Source organism: Falsiroseomonas sp., assembly GCF_041690465.1.
GTDB lineage: Bacteria > Pseudomonadota > Alphaproteobacteria > Acetobacterales > Acetobacteraceae > Falsiroseomonas.
In genome coordinates, this window is record NZ_JAWLHG010000017.1 from 67604 (window position 1) to 83802 (window position 16199).

General features: G+C 70.0%; 13 protein-coding genes. 12 read left to right on the forward strand and 1 reads right to left on the reverse strand.

Features of this window, described 5'->3' with window-relative positions; translation table 11 throughout:
* Window positions 1–6 precede the first annotated feature (6 nt).
* The 9 genes from nuoN to ACESM1_RS17215 all read left to right on the forward strand — a co-directional run bounded on the left by nuoN (window position 7) and on the right by ACESM1_RS17215 (window position 10213).
* Complete coding sequence (gene nuoN / locus ACESM1_RS17175; RefSeq protein WP_372622137.1) at window positions 7–1425, forward strand: NADH-quinone oxidoreductase subunit NuoN; 1419 nt, start codon at window positions 7–9, stop codon at window positions 1423–1425.
* Between the two features lie 4 nt (window positions 1426–1429).
* Window positions 1430–2173, forward strand: a complete 744-nt coding sequence (locus ACESM1_RS17180; protein ID WP_372622083.1) for a biotin--[acetyl-CoA-carboxylase] ligase — start codon at window positions 1430–1432, stop codon at window positions 2171–2173.
* A gap of 6 nt (window positions 2174–2179) precedes the next feature.
* Window positions 2180–3001 (forward strand): type III pantothenate kinase, encoded by an 822-nt coding sequence (locus ACESM1_RS17185; protein WP_372622085.1) that lies wholly within the window; start codon window positions 2180–2182, stop codon window positions 2999–3001.
* A 54-nt stretch (window positions 3002–3055) separates the two neighbouring features.
* Window positions 3056–4693, forward strand: coding sequence for a ribonuclease J (locus ACESM1_RS17190; protein WP_372622087.1), 1638 nt, complete (start codon window positions 3056–3058; stop codon window positions 4691–4693).
* 70 nt (window positions 4694–4763) lie between these two features.
* Entirely contained in the window at window positions 4764–5054 is a 291-nt protein-coding gene (locus ACESM1_RS17195; protein ID WP_372622089.1) for a DUF1467 family protein, read from the forward strand.
* 487 nt (window positions 5055–5541) lie between these two features.
* Window positions 5542–6849: a proline--tRNA ligase gene (proS, locus tag ACESM1_RS17200; protein ID WP_372622091.1), complete on the forward strand. Its 1308-nt coding sequence runs from the start codon at window positions 5542–5544 to the stop codon at window positions 6847–6849.
* Window positions 6849–8096: a lipoprotein-releasing ABC transporter permease subunit gene (locus ACESM1_RS17205; protein WP_372622093.1), complete on the forward strand. Its 1248-nt coding sequence runs from the start codon at window positions 6849–6851 to the stop codon at window positions 8094–8096. Before proS ends, ACESM1_RS17205 begins: the two co-directional genes overlap by 1 nt.
* Window positions 8089–8772 carry an ABC transporter ATP-binding protein gene (locus ACESM1_RS17210; RefSeq protein ID WP_372622095.1) on the forward strand — a complete coding sequence of 228 codons (684 nt, stop codon included), beginning with the start codon at window positions 8089–8091 and terminating at the stop codon, window positions 8770–8772. The genes ACESM1_RS17205 and ACESM1_RS17210 overlap by 8 nt, the downstream gene beginning before the upstream one ends.
* 73 nt (window positions 8773–8845) lie before the next feature.
* Window positions 8846–10213, forward strand: a complete 1368-nt coding sequence (locus ACESM1_RS17215) for an NAD(P)/FAD-dependent oxidoreductase (RefSeq protein WP_372622097.1) — start codon at window positions 8846–8848, stop codon at window positions 10211–10213.
* A 126-nt stretch (window positions 10214–10339) separates the two neighbouring features.
* Here the strand turns inward: ACESM1_RS17215 and ACESM1_RS17220 are convergent, their stop codons facing one another.
* On the reverse strand, window positions 10340–10807 hold the full coding sequence (locus ACESM1_RS17220) for a nucleoside deaminase (protein ID WP_372622099.1): 468 nt from the start codon (window positions 10805–10807) through the stop codon (window positions 10340–10342).
* A gap of 37 nt (window positions 10808–10844) precedes the next feature.
* Here ACESM1_RS17220 and dnaE point away from each other — a divergent pair, with 37 nt between their 5' ends.
* The 3 genes from dnaE to ACESM1_RS17235 are packed head-to-tail and all read left to right on the forward strand — an operon-like array spanning window position 10845 to window position 16185.
* Window positions 10845–14294, forward strand: coding sequence for a DNA polymerase III subunit alpha (dnaE, locus tag ACESM1_RS17225; RefSeq protein WP_372622101.1), 3450 nt, complete (start codon window positions 10845–10847; stop codon window positions 14292–14294).
* Window positions 14291–15028 carry a hypothetical protein gene (locus tag ACESM1_RS17230; RefSeq protein WP_372622103.1) on the forward strand — a complete coding sequence of 246 codons (738 nt, stop codon included), beginning with the start codon at window positions 14291–14293 and terminating at the stop codon, window positions 15026–15028. Before dnaE ends, ACESM1_RS17230 begins: the two co-directional genes overlap by 4 nt.
* Window positions 15025–16185: a hypothetical protein gene (locus ACESM1_RS17235; protein WP_372622104.1), complete on the forward strand. Its 1161-nt coding sequence runs from the start codon at window positions 15025–15027 to the stop codon at window positions 16183–16185. Before ACESM1_RS17230 ends, ACESM1_RS17235 begins: the two co-directional genes overlap by 4 nt.
* Window positions 16186–16199 lie beyond the last annotated feature (14 nt).

Sequence of the window (16199 nt, forward strand, 5' to 3'; positions counted from 1 at the left end):
GTGCCGATGAACTGGTCGCTCGCCCTGCCGGAGATCGTGCTTGCGGTCTGCGGGCTCCTGATCCTGCTTGGCGGGGTCATCCCGCGGAAGGAGACGTTCTTCCCGGTCTCGATGGCGGTGATCGGCGCGCTGGTCATCACCGCAGTGCTGGTGCTGGGACAGGGCGAGGGCACCGCCTTCGTCGGCCAGTATGTGGCGGATGGTTTCTCCAGCTTCGCCAAGGTGCTGATCCTGCTCGGCGCTGCGCTCAGCCTGGTGCTGGCGTTGGACTTCAACGAGAAGTCCGGGCTGGCGCGCTTCGAATACAGCGTGCTGCTGCTGTTCGCGACGCTCGGCATGATGGTCATGGTTTCGGCCAACGACCTGATGTCGGTCTATATCGGGCTGGAGCTGCTGTCGCTCTCGCTCTACGTCATCGCCGCTTTCGACCGCGACAATCCGCGCAGCGCGGAAGCGGGCCTGAAGTATTTCGTGCTCGGCGCGCTGGCCTCGGGGCTTCTGCTCTATGGTGCGTCGCTGGTCTATGGCTTCGCCGGAACCACCAATTTCGACCGTCTGGCGGATGCGCTCTCGGGCCAGCCATCCACCGGCGTGGTGGTGGGCCTGGTCTTCGTGCTGGCCGGCCTCGCCTTCAAGATCTCGGCGGTGCCGTTCCACATGTGGACGCCCGATGTCTACGAAGGAGCACCGACGCCGGTGACGGCCTTCTTCGCCACCGCGCCCAAGGTGGCGGCGATCACGCTGCTGATGCATGTGCTGATCGGCCCCTTCGGTGACATGGCGGCGCAATGGGGCCAGGTGGTGTGGCTAATCTCGGCGGGCTCGATGATCCTCGGCGGCTTTGCGGCGATCGGGCAGCGCAACATCAAGCGGCTGATGGCCTATTCTTCCATCGGCCATGTCGGCTACGCGCTAATGGGCCTTGCCGTGGTGAACGATGTCGGGTTCCGCGGCGTGCTGGTCTACATGGCGATCTACGTGGTGATGAGCCTCGGCACCTTCGCGGTGCTGATCGCGATGCGCCGCCAGGGCCGCGCGCTGGAGGAGGTGGACGACCTTGCCGGCCTCGGCCGCACCGATCCGGGCATGGCGCTGTGGATGGCGGTGTTCATGTTCTCCATGGCCGGCATCCCGCCGCTCGCCGGCTTCTTCGGCAAGCTCTACGTGTTCCTGGCGGCGGTGCAGGCGGGCTACTGGACGCTCGCCATCATCGGCATCCTGACCAGCGTGATCGCGAGCTACTACTACCTGCGCATCGTCAAGGTGATGTATTTCGACGCGGCCTCGGAAGGCGCGCTGGATGCGCGGCCGGCGAGCCTCACCGTGGTGATGGCGGGCACCGGCCTTCTCACGCTGCTGTTCTTCCTGTTCCCGGCGGCGCTGATCGGCGCGGCGCAGGTGGCCGTCGCGGCCCTGGCCGGCTGACGCAATGGCCATGCTGCCGCCGGGCTGGCGGCTGCGGGTCGAGGCGGAGTTGCCATCGACCTCGGATCTCCTGCTGCGGCTGGCTGCGGCAGGGGAGCCGGATGGCCTGGCGGTGATGGCACGCCGGCAGACCTCTGGCCGCGGCCGCGACGGGCGCAACTGGCAGAGCCCGGCGGGCAATCTCTACATCTCCCTTCTGCTGCGGCCCGATGCGCCGGCCTCCGAGGCATCGCACTGGGCGCTGCTCGGCGCCGTTGCGCTGGCCGAGGCGCTGGCCCGATTTCTCCCCGATCCCGCCGCGATCCGCCTGAAATGGCCGAACGACCTTCTGCTGGGCGGCGCCAAGCTGGCCGGCATGCTCTGCGAGGCATCGGCCCGCGATGGCCGGATCGAATGGGTGGTTCTGGGCCTCGGCGCCAACCTGGCGGTCGCCCCGGCGATCGAGGGACGGGCGACCACTTGCATTGCCGCCCATTCGCCGGCGCCGGATGCGGAGGATGCCGCGGTTGCCCTGGTTTCCACCGTGGATCGCTGGCGCCGCGTCCTGGCCGGGGAAGGGCTCGGGCCGTTGCTGGAAGCCTGGCAGCGCCGCGGCCCGGCGCTCGGTGCGAGGTTGACGCTGCGGACCACCGCGGGCGAAACCATCGGCCTGTATCGGGGTCTGGACCGGGACGGCGCCCTGCTGCTCGAGACGGCGGGCGGAATACGGCGGTTCGCCACCGGCGAGTTGGCCGCGGGAGGGGATTGAGGTGCGATGCTGCTGGCAGTGGATGCAGGCAACACCAACGTCGTCTTCGCCGTGCATGACGGCACCGAGTGGCGCGGCCGCTGGCGCCTACGCACGGAAGCCGAGCGGACCTCGGACGAATACGCCGTCTGGCTGCTCGCGCTGCTGCAGCACGCGGGGCTGAAGCCAATGGACATCACGCGCTGCGCCATCGGCACGGTGGTGCCGGCGGCGCTCTACAACCTCAGGCGCCTCTGCCGCGAATGGTTCGACTGCGAGCCACTGATCGCGCGCGCCCCGCTCGACTGGGGGTTCGAGATCCGGGTGGACGCGCCCCACGAGGTCGGCGCCGACCGCCTGCTGAATGCGCTGGCGGCGCATCACCGCTACAAGGGCCCGCTGGTGGTGATCGATTTCGGCACCGCCACCACCTTCGACGTGGTCGCCAAGGATGGCGCCTATCTCGGCGGCGTGATCGCGCCCGGCATCAACCTCTCGATCGAGGCGCTGCACCGTGCCGCTGCCCGCCTGCCGCGCATCGGCATCGGCCGGCCGCAGGCGGTGGTCGGGCGCAACACCGTGGCCGCCATGCAGTCCGGCATCTACTGGGGCTATATCGGGCTGCTCGAGGGCATCGTGGCGCGGATCCGCGCCGAATACGACGAGGTGAAGGACGGGCGGCTGAAGGTGATCGCAACCGGCGGGCTCGCCCCCCTTTTTGCCGAGGGAACCACCGTGATCGAGACGACGGACCCCGACACCACTCTTGACGGCCTCCGACTGTTGGCGCAGCGCAATCCCGCCCCCACATTGGTGCGACATCCCCGCCGCGACGACGGCCTCGCCTGAGGCGCGCCATCCGACCGATCCCCGAACCGAACTGACGACGACACTGGAACAGAAATGACCGGAGACCTGGCCTTCATCCCGCTCGGCGGGACGGGGGAGATCGGACTCAACTTCAACGTCTATCGCTGCGATGGGCAACTCCTCGCCGTCGACTGCGGCCTCGGCTTCGGCGGGCCGGAGCATCCGGAGGTGGAGGTCATGGTGCCCGACCCGTCCTGGCTGGTCGCACGCCGCGACCGGCTGGTCGGGCTGGTGATCACCCATGCGCATGAGGACCACATCGGCGCGGTGGCGCATCTGTGGCCGCAGCTGCGTTGCCCGATCCACGCCGGCCCCTTCGTCTCCGCCGTGCTGCGGCGGAAGCTGGGCGAGGCCGGCCTGCTCGGGCAGGTGGAGATCATCACCCAGGCGCCGGGCAGCCGCTGGACCGTGGCGCCCTTTGACCTGGAGTTCCTCCGCGTGGCGCATTCCGTGCCGGAGGCGCAGGCGCTGGCGATCCGCACCAGGCACGGCACGGTGCTGCATACCGGCGACTGGAAGCTCGATCCCAACCCGCTCATCGGCCCTCCGACCGACGAGGCCGCCTTCGCCCGCCTCGGCGAGGAAGGCGTGCTGGCGATGGTCGGCGACAGCACCAATGCGCTGGTCGAGGGGCATTCCGGCAGCGAGGCGGAGGTGCGGCGCAACCTCGCCGCGATCATCCGCAAGCTGAAGGGCCGTGTGGCGGTGGCCTGCTTCGCGACCAATGTCGCCCGCGTGGAGAGCGTCGCGCTCGCCGCCCGCGCGGCGGGGCGCGAATGCGCGTTGTTCGGCCGGTCCCTCCGCAATGCCGAGGCCGCGGCGCGCGAATGCGGCTATCTGCGCGACCTGCCGCCCTTCCTCACGGAGGAACAGGCCGGCGACGTGCCGGACAGCAAACTGGTGATGATCTGCACCGGCAGCCAGGGCGAGCCGCGCAGCGCACTCGCCAAGATCGCCGGCGACACCCATCCGCATGTCTCGCTGGGGGAGGGGGATACGGTGATCTTCTCCTCCCGGATGATCCCCGGCAACGAGCGGGCGATCCTGCGCATCCAGGACGAACTTGCGCGGGCGGGCGTCGAGGTGATGACCGCGGACGACCACATGGTGCATGTCTCCGGCCATCCGGCGCGCGACGAGCTGAAGCGGCTCTACGGCCTGGTGAAGCCGAAATACGCGGTGCCGGTGCATGGCGAGTGGCGGCACATGAACGAGCACGCGAACCTGGCCGAGAGCCTGGGGGCGGAAGCTTATGTGATCGAGGATGGCGACGTGCTGCGCCTCGCGCCCGGCACGCCGGACGTGGTGGAGGCGGCGCCGGTCGGGCGGCTGGCGGTGGATGGCCATCGGCTGCTGCCGCTGGATGGCGAACTGCTCGCGGCGCGCAAGAAGATGCTGTTCAACGGCGTGGTCGTCGCCTCGCTGGCGGTGGATGGGGCAGGGCGGGTGCTGGGCAAGCCGCAGATCTCGGCGCCCGGCCTGTTCGACGGCACCGATGACGAGCCGGCGCAGATCGCCGCCGATCTGGCGCGCGCCATGGGCGACCTGCCGGCGCCGATGAAGCGCGAGGACGGCACGCTGCGGGAAGCGGCGCGGAGCGCGGTGCGCAAGGCAGTCGGCCGCCGGCTGCGCAAGCGGCCGAGCGTCGAGGTACATCTGCTGCGGGTCTGACGGCACGGCTGGCATTGCTCGGCCTGCGCGCCAGATTTCCCGAGAGCGAGGGACGCTGAGGCGGAACGCCATGGACTGGTTCACAGGGAGTGTCGTCTATGTGTTGATCTGGTGGACGGCGCTGTTCGCCGTGCTGCCGATCGGCACCCGCCCGGTCGAGGATCCGGACCCCGAGGCCGGCGGCTGGCGCGGCGCGCCGGCGCGGCCGCTGCTCGCCCGCAAGCTCATCGGCACCACGGTGCTGGCCAGCCTGCTCTGGCTTGGCGCCTACGCGCTGATCGAGTCCGACCTGATCAGTTTCCGGGAGGGCTGGCTGGCTTATGAGGGCCCGGCGCCGCCGCAGGGCGGTGCACAAAATTAGGGCGGCAAACCCGCCTCCCCAGCGGGTGCCGCCACTCGAATGTGCAGTTCGGTTCTAGACGCCCGTTTTTTGGCTTTCCGCGGCGGGCTTTGCTGTTGTGCCGCCTTTGCTCCCCACGCCACTATGTCTTCAGGGAGAGGTTGATCCTCTCTCTGCCGTGTGACTGGCGTTTCCTCCCTAAACTCGGGCCGCTCCCGTAAGGGCGCGGCCCGCTTTTTTTTGTAGCGGCGCGATTCAGAAATGCAAAGGGATTTTTGAACACTGTGCCGCGCGTGACGACGCGACTTATTCTTGCGCGACCCCGCACGAGTCATTTTGTTGCGGCGCAACATGATCGGGACTCGTCGTTTCACAGTGCCCTGGGGGTCGGAGCATGGACGGTGCTTCATCTGGCGCAGCATTCCGGCCGCCGCGCCCATGGCCCGTTCCGGACGCCCCCATCCTGCTGTAGGGTCCGGCGCCTTCCCTTCTCCCCCGGAGCCACCCCTTGCGCCTCTCTCGTGCGTTCCTGCCGACACTCAAGGAAACCCCGGCCGAGGCGCAGATCGTCTCCCACCGGCTCATGCTGCGTGCGGGGCTGGTTCGCCAGACCTCTGCCGGCATCTATGCATGGCTGCCGCTCGGGTGGCGGGCGTTGCAGAAGGTGGAGCAGATCGTCCGTGAGGAGCAGGACCGCGCCGGCGCGCAGGAGATCCTGATGCCGACGATCCAGCCGGCCGATCTCTGGCGCCAGTCCGGCCGCTATGACGCCTATGGGCCCGAGATGCTGCGCCTGAAGGACCGGCACGAGCGCGAGATGCTGTTCGGCCCCACCAACGAGGAGATGGTCACCGACATCTTCCGCCAGTTCGCCAAGTCCTATCGCGACCTGCCGCGCAACCTGTACCACATCCAATGGAAGTTCCGCGACGAGGTGCGCCCCCGCTTCGGGGTGATGCGCGGCCGCGAATTCCTGATGAAGGACGCCTATTCCTTCGACCTGACGAAGGAAGGCGCGACGCATTCCTATCACCAGATGTTCCTCGCCTATCTGCGGACCTTCGCGCGGATGGGCCTGAAGGCGATCCCGATGCGCGCCGACACCGGCCCGATCGGCGGCGACCTCAGCCACGAATTCATCATCCTGGCCGAGACCGGCGAAAGCCAGGTCTTCGTCAGCAAGGCGCTGCTGGAGATGGACCCGCTCGCCGAGGCGCCCGACTACGATTCCGACCTGTCGCCGCTGGTCGGGCGCTGGACCGGTCACTACGCCGCCACCGACGAGATGCACGACCCGCTGGCGTGGGAGAAGCTGCCGGCGGCCGAGCGTGTCTCCGCCCGGGGGATCGAGGTCGGCCACATCTTCTATTTCGGCACCAAGTATTCCCAGCCCATGGGGCTGACGGTGCAGGGCGCCGATGGCCAGGTTGTGGTGCCGGAGATGGGCAGCTACGGCATCGGCGTCTCCCGCCTGGTCGGCGCGATCATCGAGGCCAATCACGACGAGGCGGGCATCAAGTGGCCCGACGCCGTGGCGCCCTTCGCCGCGGCGGTGCTGAACCTCAAGGCCGGCGATGCCGCCTGCGATGCCTTGTCCGAGCGGCTCTACGGCGCGCTCGGCGATGCGGCGGTCTATGACGACCGAGCCGACCGCGCCGGCGCGAAATTCGCCGATGCCGACCTGATGGGGCATCCCTGGCAGGTCATCGTCGGCCCCCGCGGCGCCGCGGCGAACAGGGTGGAGCTCAAGCGCCGCATGACCGGGGAGCGGCACGAGGTCTCGCCCGAGGACGCGCTCGCGAAGATCCGCGGCTGATGTTCGACGCCTTCGAGCGCGCCGTCGCCTTCCGCTATCTGCGCGCGCGCAAGGGTGAGCGCTTCGTCTCGGTCATCGCGATCTTCTCGCTGGTGGGCATCGCGCTGGGCGTGGCGACGCTGATCATCGTGATGAGCGTGATGAACGGCTTCCGCCAGGAGCTGCTGAGCCGGATTCTCGGGCTGAACGGGCATCTCGGCGTCTACGGCGTCGAGCGGAACATCACGGACTACGATGCCATGGCCGGCCGCATCCGCGCCGTGCCCGGCGTGGTCAGCGCCACGCCGATCGTCGAGGGCCAGGTGCTGCTGACCAGCGAGCAGGGCGGCGCTTCCGGCGGCCTGGCGCGCGGCATCCGGCCGGAGGAGTTCCGCGCGCGCGGCCTGGTGGCGCAGAACATCGCGGTCGGCTCGCTGGAGCGGTTCGCGGGCGACGATGCCATCGTGATCGGCACGCGGCTGGCGCAGCGCCTGCGCGTGACGGTGGGGGACCGCGTCACGCTGGTCTCGCCGCAGGGGCGCACCACGGTGTTCGGCACGGTGCCGCGGGTGCGCGCCTTCACCATCGCGGCGCTGTTCGAGGTGGGGATGCACGAATACGACAGCAGCTTCGTCTTCCTGCCGATCTCCGCCGCCCAGACCTTCTTCCAGACCGGCGACACGGCGACGCAGATCGAGGTCTTCGTGCAGGACCCGACGGCAGTGCGCGGCGTGACGCGCGCGATCCGCAGCGCACTGGAGACGCCGGTGCGCGTGCTGGACTGGCAGGACGCCAACTCCAGCTTCTTCGCCGCCGTGCAGGTTGAGCGGAACGTGATGTTCCTGATCCTGACGCTGATCATCCTGGTCGCGGCGTTCAACATCGTCTCCTCGCTCATCATGCTGGTGAAGGACAAGGGCCGCGACATCGCCATCCTGCGCACGGTGGGGGCGACGCGCGGCGCGATCCTGCGCATCTTCCTGCTGTGCGGGGCCAGCGTCGGCGTGGCGGGGACGCTGATCGGCTTCCTGCTCGGCATGGCCTTCGTCGCCAACATCGAGAGCATCCGCCAGGCAATCCAGTGGCTGTCGGGCACCGAGCTGTTCAGCCCGGAGGTCTATTTCCTCACCCGCCTGCCGGCTGTGGTGGACCCGAGGGAGGTGGCGCAGGTGGTCGGCATGGGGCTGGGCCTCAGCCTGCTGGCGACGATCTATCCCTCCTGGCGCGCGGCGAAGACCGACCCGGTCGAGGCGCTGCGGAATGAGTGAGGCGGCACCGCTGGAGCTGCGGAACGTCGTCCGCAGCTTCCGCACGGAGGCGGGCGAGCTGCCGGTGCTGGGCGGCGCCGACCTGACGCTGCATGCCGGCGAGATCGTCGCCCTGGTCGCACCTTCCGGCACCGGCAAGTCCACGCTGCTGCATCTCGCCGGCCTGCTGGAGAAGCCGGATGCCGGCGAGGTCTTCGTCGAGGGCCGCGCCGCCGGCACGCTGAACGACGACCAGCGCACCGCGATCCGCCGCGGCACCATCGGCTTCGTCTATCAGTTCCATCATCTGCTGCCGGAGTTCACCGCGCTCGAGAACATCGCCCTGCCGCAGATGGCCGCCGGCACGCCGCGCGCGGCGGCCAATGCCCGCGCCGCGGAGCTGCTGCACGCCTTCGGCCTGACGGGCCGCGAGCAGCATCGGCCGGGCAAGCTCTCGGGCGGCGAGCAGCAGCGCGTGGCGATCGCGCGTGCGCTGGCCAATGCGCCGCGCGTGCTGCTGGCCGACGAGCCGACCGGCAACCTTGATGTCGGCACCGCCGATCGCGTCTTCCACGAATTGCTGCACGCGGTGCGCGGCCAGGGCGTCGCGGCGCTGATCGCCACCCACAATCCAGACCTCGCCGCCCGGATGGACCGGGTGGTGACGCTGCGCGAGGGCCACGTCGTCCCGGGTTGAGGCGCAACGGTTCTGCTTGGCTTCGCCGCGCGCTGCCGGTTTATGCTGATCGCGCAGCGGAGGGAAAGCCGGCATGCCGAATGATCTGAGCCGGCCGCAGGGCCCGGCGGATGCCGCGGCCGCGGGGGCGGCGGGGCTGCACCGCATCGTGGTGGTCGGCGGCGGCGCCGGCGGGCTGGAATTGGCAACGCGCCTCGGCGACACGCTCGGCCGGCGCGGCAAGGCGGTGGTGACGCTGGTGGATCGCTCCCGCAGCCACCTCTGGAAGCCGCTGCTGCACGAGGTCGCGGCCGGCAGCCTGGATGTGGACGACCACGAACTGGACTACCTCGCGCAGGCGCATTGGCACCACTTCACCTACCGCTATGGCGACCTGGTCGGGTTGGACCGCGCGCGGAAGCTGGCGTTGCTCGGCCCCACCTTCGACGAGGATGGGCGGCAGATCACGCCGGAGCGCGTGGAGCCCTACGACACGCTGGTGATCGCCGTTGGCAGCACGACCAATGATTTCGGCACGCCCGGCGTGCGTGACCATGCCATTCCGCTCGAGACCACGGAGCAGGCGCGGCGCTTCAACCGCCGCCTGGTGAATGCCTGCATCCGCGCCCATACCCAGCCGGAGCCGATCCGCCCGGGCCAGCTCCATGTGGCGATCATCGGCGCCGGCGCGACCGGCACCGAACTCGCCGCGGAGCTGCATCGCGCGACGCGCTCGCTGGTCGCCTATGGGCTGGATCGCATCGACGCCGAGCGCGACATCCGCATCACGCTGATCGAGGCGGCGCCGCGCATCCTTCCGGCGCTGCCGGAGCGGCTTTCGGAAGCGGCGACCAAGCTGCTGGAGGGTCTTGGCGTGGTGGTGCTGGCCGGCACGCGGGTCAGCGCCGTCACGGCGCAGGGCGTGGAGCTGGCCGATGGGCGCAGGCTCGATTCGGAACTCGTCGTCTGGTCCGCGGGGGTGAAGGGGCCGGCGGTGCTGGCGCGGCTGGACGGGCTGGAACTGGCGCGCATGCACCAGCTGGCGGTGCTGCCGACGCTGCAGACCACGCAGGATCCCGACATCTTCGCGATCGGCGATTGCGCGGCCTGCCCCGGTCCCGGGCCGGGCGGCTTCCTGCCGCCGCGCGCCCAGGCGGCGCATCAGCAGGCCAGCCATGTGCTGCGCCAGATCCGCCGCCGCCTGAAGGGCGAAGCGCCGGAGCCGTTCAAGTACCGTGATTTCGGCTCGCTGGTCTCGCTGGGCCACTATTCGACGGTCGGCAGCCTGATGGGCGTGCTGGTCGGCAAGAGCCTGATGGTGGAGGGCTACTTCGCCCGCCTGATGTACCGTTCGCTCTACAAGATGCACCAGCGCGCGCTGCATGGCGTGCCGAAGACGGCGCTGGCCTCGCTCGGGCGGCTGCTCAGCCAGCGGACGGAGCCGCGCGTGAAGCTGCACTGATCCGGTGCCCTCAGGCGCCGGGCGCGGCCTCCGGCCGCCTGGCTTGCGCGCCTACGCGCTCGTGCGACCTGCCCAGCGGTTGCGCTGTGCGCGGGCCGCTTGCGCGGCCTGGGGTGGTGGAGCGGCTCACCAGAACCCGTGATGCGCCACCGCGGCCTCGTCCTCCAGCAGCGGGCCTTCCACCGCGATGGCGCGCTGGCCGGCGGCGAAGACCTGGCGGCAGGGCAGGGCCATGGTCAGGTTCTCGGGGTGCGGGCCGATCATCGCCTTCAGGCGCGACTCGGAGAGGCCATAGACCAGCCGGCCGATCCCGGCCCAGTAGATCGCGCCGCTGCACATCGCGCAGGGCTCGGCGCTGGAATAGAGCGTCGCGGCGCTGCGCAATTCCGGCGGCAGTTCCAGGCAGGCGCGGGTGGCGAGCAGGCGCTCGGCATGCGCGGTGCCGTCGCCATGCGGGTGGAAGCCGTTGGTCGCCTCCATCAGCACGCGGCCCTGCGCATCGGCCAGCACGGCGCCAAAAGGATGCTGGCCGGCTTCGCGGCTTTCGGCCGCCAGCGCGATGGCGCGGCGGAGCAGGGCCAGGTCGTCGGGCATCGCGAATCTCCTCGGCGTCCGTGCTAGGAACGGGGCGATGAGCGCCTCCTTCGTCCACCTGCACACCCATAGCGCCTACTCGCTCTCCGAAGGGGCGATCAAGGCGGAGAAGCTGCCGGCCCTGGCGCGTGCCGCGGGCATGCCGGCGGTGGCGCTGACCGATTCGGCCAACCTGTTCGGCGCGCTGGAATTCGCACAAGGGTGCACGGCCAAGGGCATCCAGCCGATCATGGGCTGCCAGCTCTTCCTCGGCCGCGCAGCGACCGATGAGCCGGGCCGCGCGCATGATCCGCAGCGCAGCCGGCCGGACCCGATCGTGGCGCTGGCCAGGGATGCGGCGGGGCTGGAGAACCTGCAGCGCCTGTCCTCCGCCGGCTTCCTCGGCAGCGATCCCTCCGGCCAGCCCTGCGTGACGCTGGAGACGCTCGGGCGGCACGCGCAAGGGCTGATCCTGCTGACCGGCGGCACCACCGGGCCGCTCGGGCGGCTGCTGGCGGAAGGCCGGCGGGAGGCTGCGCGCAAGCTGCTGGCACAGCTTCGCGAGATGTTCGGGCCGGACGATCTGGTGGTGGAACTGCACCGCCACGGACTGGCGGTGGAACGCGCGATCGAGCCGGGCCTGCTGCGCCTGGCCGATGAGCACGGCCTGCCGATCGTCGCGGCCAATGACGTCTATTTCGCCGAGGCGAAGATGCATGAGGCGCATGACGCGCTGCTCTGCATCGCCGAGAGCCGCGTGCTGGCGGAGCAGGACCGCCGCCGCGTCACGCGCGAGCACTGGTTCAAGGCGGCCGAGGCGATGCGCGAGCTCTTCGCCGACCTGCCGGAGGCCTGCGACAACACGCTCGCCATCGCGCGCCGCTGCGCCGTGATGGCCGAGAGCCGCAAGCCCGAACTGCCGATCTGCCCCAAGGTCCGCCCCGGCATGACCGAGCCGGAGACCGTCGCCGCCATGGCGCGCGAAGGGCTGGAGAAGCGGCTCGATGCGCAGAAGACGCCCGAGGAGGCGCGCGGCGTCTATCGCGAACGGCTGGCCTATGAGTTGGGCGTGATCGAGAAGATGGGCTTCTCCGGCTACTTCCTGATCGTTGCCGACTTCATCCAGTGGGCGAAGCAGAACGACATCCCGGTCGGGCCGGGGCGTGGATCGGGGGCTGGCTCCGTTGCCGCCTGGGCGCTGCTGATCACCGATCTCGACCCGCTGCGCTTCGGCCTGCTGTTCGAGCGCTTCTTGAACCCCGAGCGCGTCTCGATGCCGGACTTCGACATCGATTTCTGCCAGGACCGGCGCGACGAGGTGATCCAGTACGTGGTGCGCGAATACGGCGCGGATCGCGTGGCGCAGATCATCACCTTCGGCAAGCTGCAGGCGAAGGCAGCGGTGCGCGACGTCGGCCGCGTGCTGGGCATGCCGTACGGCCAGGTGGACCGCATCGCCTCGCTGATCCCGTTCAACCCGGCCAAGCCGGTGACCCTGGCGCAGGCCATCGAGGGCGAGCCGAAGCTGCAGGAGATGCGCGACAATGACGAGCAGGTGGCGCGCCTGCTCGACGTGGCGCAGCAGCTCGAGGGGCTGTACCGCAACGCCTCCACCCACGCGGCGGGCGTGGTGATCGGGCGCAAGCCGCTGATGGAGATCGTGCCCCTCTACAGGGACCCGCGGTCCGAGATGCTCATCACGCAGTACTCGATGAAGTATGTCGAGCAGGCGAGCCTGGTGAAGTTCGACTTCCTCGGGCTGAAGACGCTGACCGTGCTGGAACGCGCGGTGGACCTGCTGAAGACGCAGGGCATCGTGATCGACCTCGCGACGCTGCCGCTGGACGATGCGAAATCCTACGCGATGCTGGCGAAGGGCGATGCGGCGGGCGTGTTCCAGTTCGAAGGTCAGGGCATGCGCGAATGCCTGCGCATGATGCGCCCCGACCGCTTCGAGGACCTGATCGCGGCGGTGTCGCTCTACCGGCCGGGCCCGATGGCGAACATCCCGGCCTATTGCCAGCGCAAGCATGGCGAGAAGTGGGAGCCGCCGCATCCCGCGATCCGCCACATCGTGGACGAGACCTACGGCATCCTGGTCTACCAGGAACAGGTGATGCAGATCGCGCAGGACCTGGCCGGCTATTCGCTCGGTGGCGCGGACCTGCTGCGGCGCGCGATGGGCAAGAAGATCCGTTCCGAGATGGAGGCGCAGCGCAGGATCTTCGTGGATGGCGCGGTGAAGAACGGCGTGCCGGAGGCGAAGGCCGGCGAGATCTTCGACCTGATGGAGAAGTTCGCTGAATACGGCTTCAACAAGTCGCACGCCGCCGCCTACGCGCTGGTCGCCTACCAGACCGCCTATCTGAAGGCGAACCACCCGGTGGCGTTCCTCGCCGCCTCGATGTCGCTCGACCTCGACAAGACGGAGAAGCTGGCCGGGCACATGCAGGAGGCGGCACGACTCGGCATTCCGGTGCTGCCGCCGGATGTGAACCTCTCCGGCGCGGAATTCGTCATGGAGACGATGGCCGACGGCAAGGCCGCCATCCGCTTTGCGCTCGGCGCGGTCAAGCGGGTCGGCGTCGCGGCGATGAAGGAGCTGGTGAAGGCGCGCGATGCGGGCGGGCCATTCGCGTCGCTTTCGGATTTCGCGGGCCGCGTGGACCCGAAGCTGCTGAACAAGATGCAGCTGGAGAATCTCGCCAAGGCCGGCGCCTTCGAGAGCCTGGAGCGGAACCGCGCGAGGGTCGTGCAGGGCGCCGAGTTCATCCTGCGCGGCGCGCAGGAAGCGGCCGAGCGCCGCCTCAACCCGACGCGCGACATGTTCGGCGCCGAGACCGCGCCGCCGCCGCTGCGCCTGCCGGAAGCGCAGGACTGGCCGATGCTGGAACGCCTGACCTATGAGGCCGAGGCCGTCGGCTTCCATCTCTCGGCGCATCCGCTCGATACCTACAAGAAGGCGCTTGCGAAGCTCGGCGTCGTGTCCTCCGCGCAGATCGCGGAGCGCGCGCGGGGCGGCGCGGCGCGCATGAAGCTGGCGGGCACCGTCGTCGCGGTGAAGAACGGCCGCACCAAGACCGGCAACAAGATGGCGTGGATCCGCTTCTCCGACGCGCAGGGCAGCTACGAGGCGACCTTCTTCAGCGAGAGCCTCGCACGCGCCGGCGAGCATCTGACGGAGGGCAACGCCATCCTGCTGACGGCGGAGATCCGCATGGATGGCGAGACCATCCGCATCACCGCGCAGGATGCCGAGCCGCTGGAGAAGGCGGCGCAGGGCATCGCCGGCGGCATCAAGCTCTGGCTGGAGCAGACGGCCGCGATCGGCTCCATTCGCGCGCTGCTCCACCGCGAGGGCAAGGGGCGCGGGCGCGTCGTGCTGGTGCCGGTCACCGGGCCGGGGCAGGAGGTGGAGATCGCGCTGCCCGGCGGCTTCAACGTCTCGCCGCGGCTGATGCAGGCGATGAAGGTGCTGCCCGGCGTGGCGGAGGTGCAGGAGTTGTGACCGATGACCTGCCCGACCTCTCGCCCGACCGCGCGCCACTGATCGACGCGGCGCTGGAACGTCGCCACGCGCTGCGCTTGGGCGAGGACGTGGCGCCGCTGCTCGCCGCGCTGCCCGCGGAGGCGCAGCCCTTCGGCGAGTTCCTGCTGGCCGAGATGGCGCGGCAGGCGGCGCGGCTGGACGCGCTGGAGGATGCACAGCGCGCGGCGATGCTGTCGCGCGAGGAGCGCATGCGCCTCGATCCGCTGCGCTTCATCCCGAAGTCGCGGCTTGGCGCCGCGCTTGGCCCGGCGGAGGAGCCGATCGAGGGGCCGGTTGCGCTCGATGCCGGCGCGCCGGACTTCGTCGGCTTCGGTTGGTGGCAGGCGGAGCGCACCGAGGGCGGCTCGCTGCGCTGGTCGGGCGCCTCGCGCTGCGCAACCCTGCTGCTGCCGGCGCTCGGCGGCGGCGAGCTGGTGCTGACGCTCTGCCTGCGCGCGCCGTTCGGCCTGCCGCTCGACATCGGCGAGCACGACCTGTTCCTGGACGGGGCACCGCTCGCCTTCCACACGGTGGCCAATGACGGCGTCGTCGGGATCTTCGAGGCGGCGCTGACCCTGCCCGAGATGCCGGCGAGCGCGCGGCTGACGCTGCTGCTGCACGGCCCGCAGCACGACGATCCGGCCGTCGGGCCGAAGCGCGACACGCGCCGCATCGGCCTGGGCCTGATCTGGGCGAGGATCGAGCGCGCTTGACTGCGGCGCGCATCATCCTCACGGGCGATTTCCTTCGCCCGCAGGACGAGGCGTTCCGGCCGGCGCAGACGGGCAACATCCTGTGGCTGCACCGGCTGCTGCGCCGGCCGCTCGCGGCAGCATCGGGCCTCGAGGTGCAGGCGCTGGCCTGGGCGCCGCCGGCGGGTTCGGGCGCCATCGCCTTCGACACGCCGGCCTTCTTCGCCGAGGCCGGTGCGCCCGCCGACATCGAAGGCTGGGTCGGGCTGTTCGACGCGTCGGAACTGCCGCGCGACGCCGCCCGCCTGCTGGCGCGCGCCTTCGAGGGCGCGGCGGCGGTGATCGGCTTCGAGCTGGCGGAGACGCAGAAGCGCCTGCTGACGCGCCTCGGCATCGCCTGGGTGGACCTGAACATCCATCCGGTGCGCTTCGGCCCGGACCTCCTCTTCGCCGTGCAGACGAACCACGCCGCGATTGCCGAGGCGCTGGCGCCGCACCATGCCGAGGAGCATGTCTTCGAGCCCTGGGCCGATCTTCTCGCCGCGACGGCGGTGAAGGTGCCGCTACACCCGCCTGTCACGGAATCCGTGCTGGTGGTCGGCCAGACGCGCGTGGACCGTGCACTGATCGCGCAGGGAAGGCTGCTCGATCTCGCCAGCTTTCTCGAAGCCTTTCACAAGGCGGTGGGGCGCGAGGGCCGCGTGCTGTTCAAGCCGCACCCCTACAACGCGGACGGCTTCGGCCTGCACGATCTCTGCCTGCCGCTGCGCCGCATCCGCGAGGCGACGGACAACGCCTATCTGCTGATGGCGCAGGACAGCATCCGCCGTGTGGTCGGCGTCTCCTCCTCGCTGGTGGAGGAGGCGCGCTTCTTCGGGAAGGAGGGCGTCTTCCTCGGCACGCCGCCCTTCCGTCTGGCGCGGCAACGCCACGAGTTGGCACCGGGCATGCACGCGAGCGTGGTGGATGCCTGGCTCTCGGCCGATTTCTGGCGAGACCTGCTGGCACCCGTCCTGCCGGTTTCTGCGCATGATGGAAGGAGGCCTGCGCTGGGGCCCAACGCGTTGCGCGGCGCACTGCGCCAGTTCTGGGGCTGGGACGAGATTGCCTTCCAGCTGCCCTTCGACCTCGTCCAGCAGCGCGTCGCCGCGCGGGCCGAGCGGCAGTTCTGCCCGTAGCTAGTCGTCCGTGA

Excerpts from the sequence above, each read along its gene's own strand:
- nuoN (WP_372622137.1), top strand. The coding sequence starts at position 7 with ATGAACTGGTCGCTCGCCCTGCCGGAGATCGTGCTTGCGGTCTGCGGG.
- ACESM1_RS17180 (WP_372622083.1), top strand. The coding sequence starts at position 1,430 with ATGGCCATGCTGCCGCCGGGCTGGCGGCTGCGGGTCGAGGCGGAGTTG.
- ACESM1_RS17185 (WP_372622085.1), top strand. The coding sequence starts at position 2,180 with ATGCTGCTGGCAGTGGATGCAGGCAACACCAACGTCGTCTTCGCCGTG.
- ACESM1_RS17190 (WP_372622087.1), top strand. The coding sequence starts at position 3,056 with ATGACCGGAGACCTGGCCTTCATCCCGCTCGGCGGGACGGGGGAGATC.
- ACESM1_RS17195 (WP_372622089.1), top strand. The coding sequence starts at position 4,764 with ATGGACTGGTTCACAGGGAGTGTCGTCTATGTGTTGATCTGGTGGACG.
- ACESM1_RS17205 (WP_372622093.1), top strand. The coding sequence starts at position 6,849 with ATGTTCGACGCCTTCGAGCGCGCCGTCGCCTTCCGCTATCTGCGCGCG.
- ACESM1_RS17210 (WP_372622095.1), top strand. The coding sequence starts at position 8,089 with ATGAGTGAGGCGGCACCGCTGGAGCTGCGGAACGTCGTCCGCAGCTTC.
- ACESM1_RS17215 (WP_372622097.1), top strand. The coding sequence starts at position 8,846 with ATGCCGAATGATCTGAGCCGGCCGCAGGGCCCGGCGGATGCCGCGGCC.
- ACESM1_RS17220 (WP_372622099.1), bottom strand. The coding sequence starts at position 10,807 with ATGCCCGACGACCTGGCCCTGCTCCGCCGCGCCATCGCGCTGGCGGCC.
- dnaE (WP_372622101.1), top strand. The coding sequence starts at position 10,845 with ATGAGCGCCTCCTTCGTCCACCTGCACACCCATAGCGCCTACTCGCTC.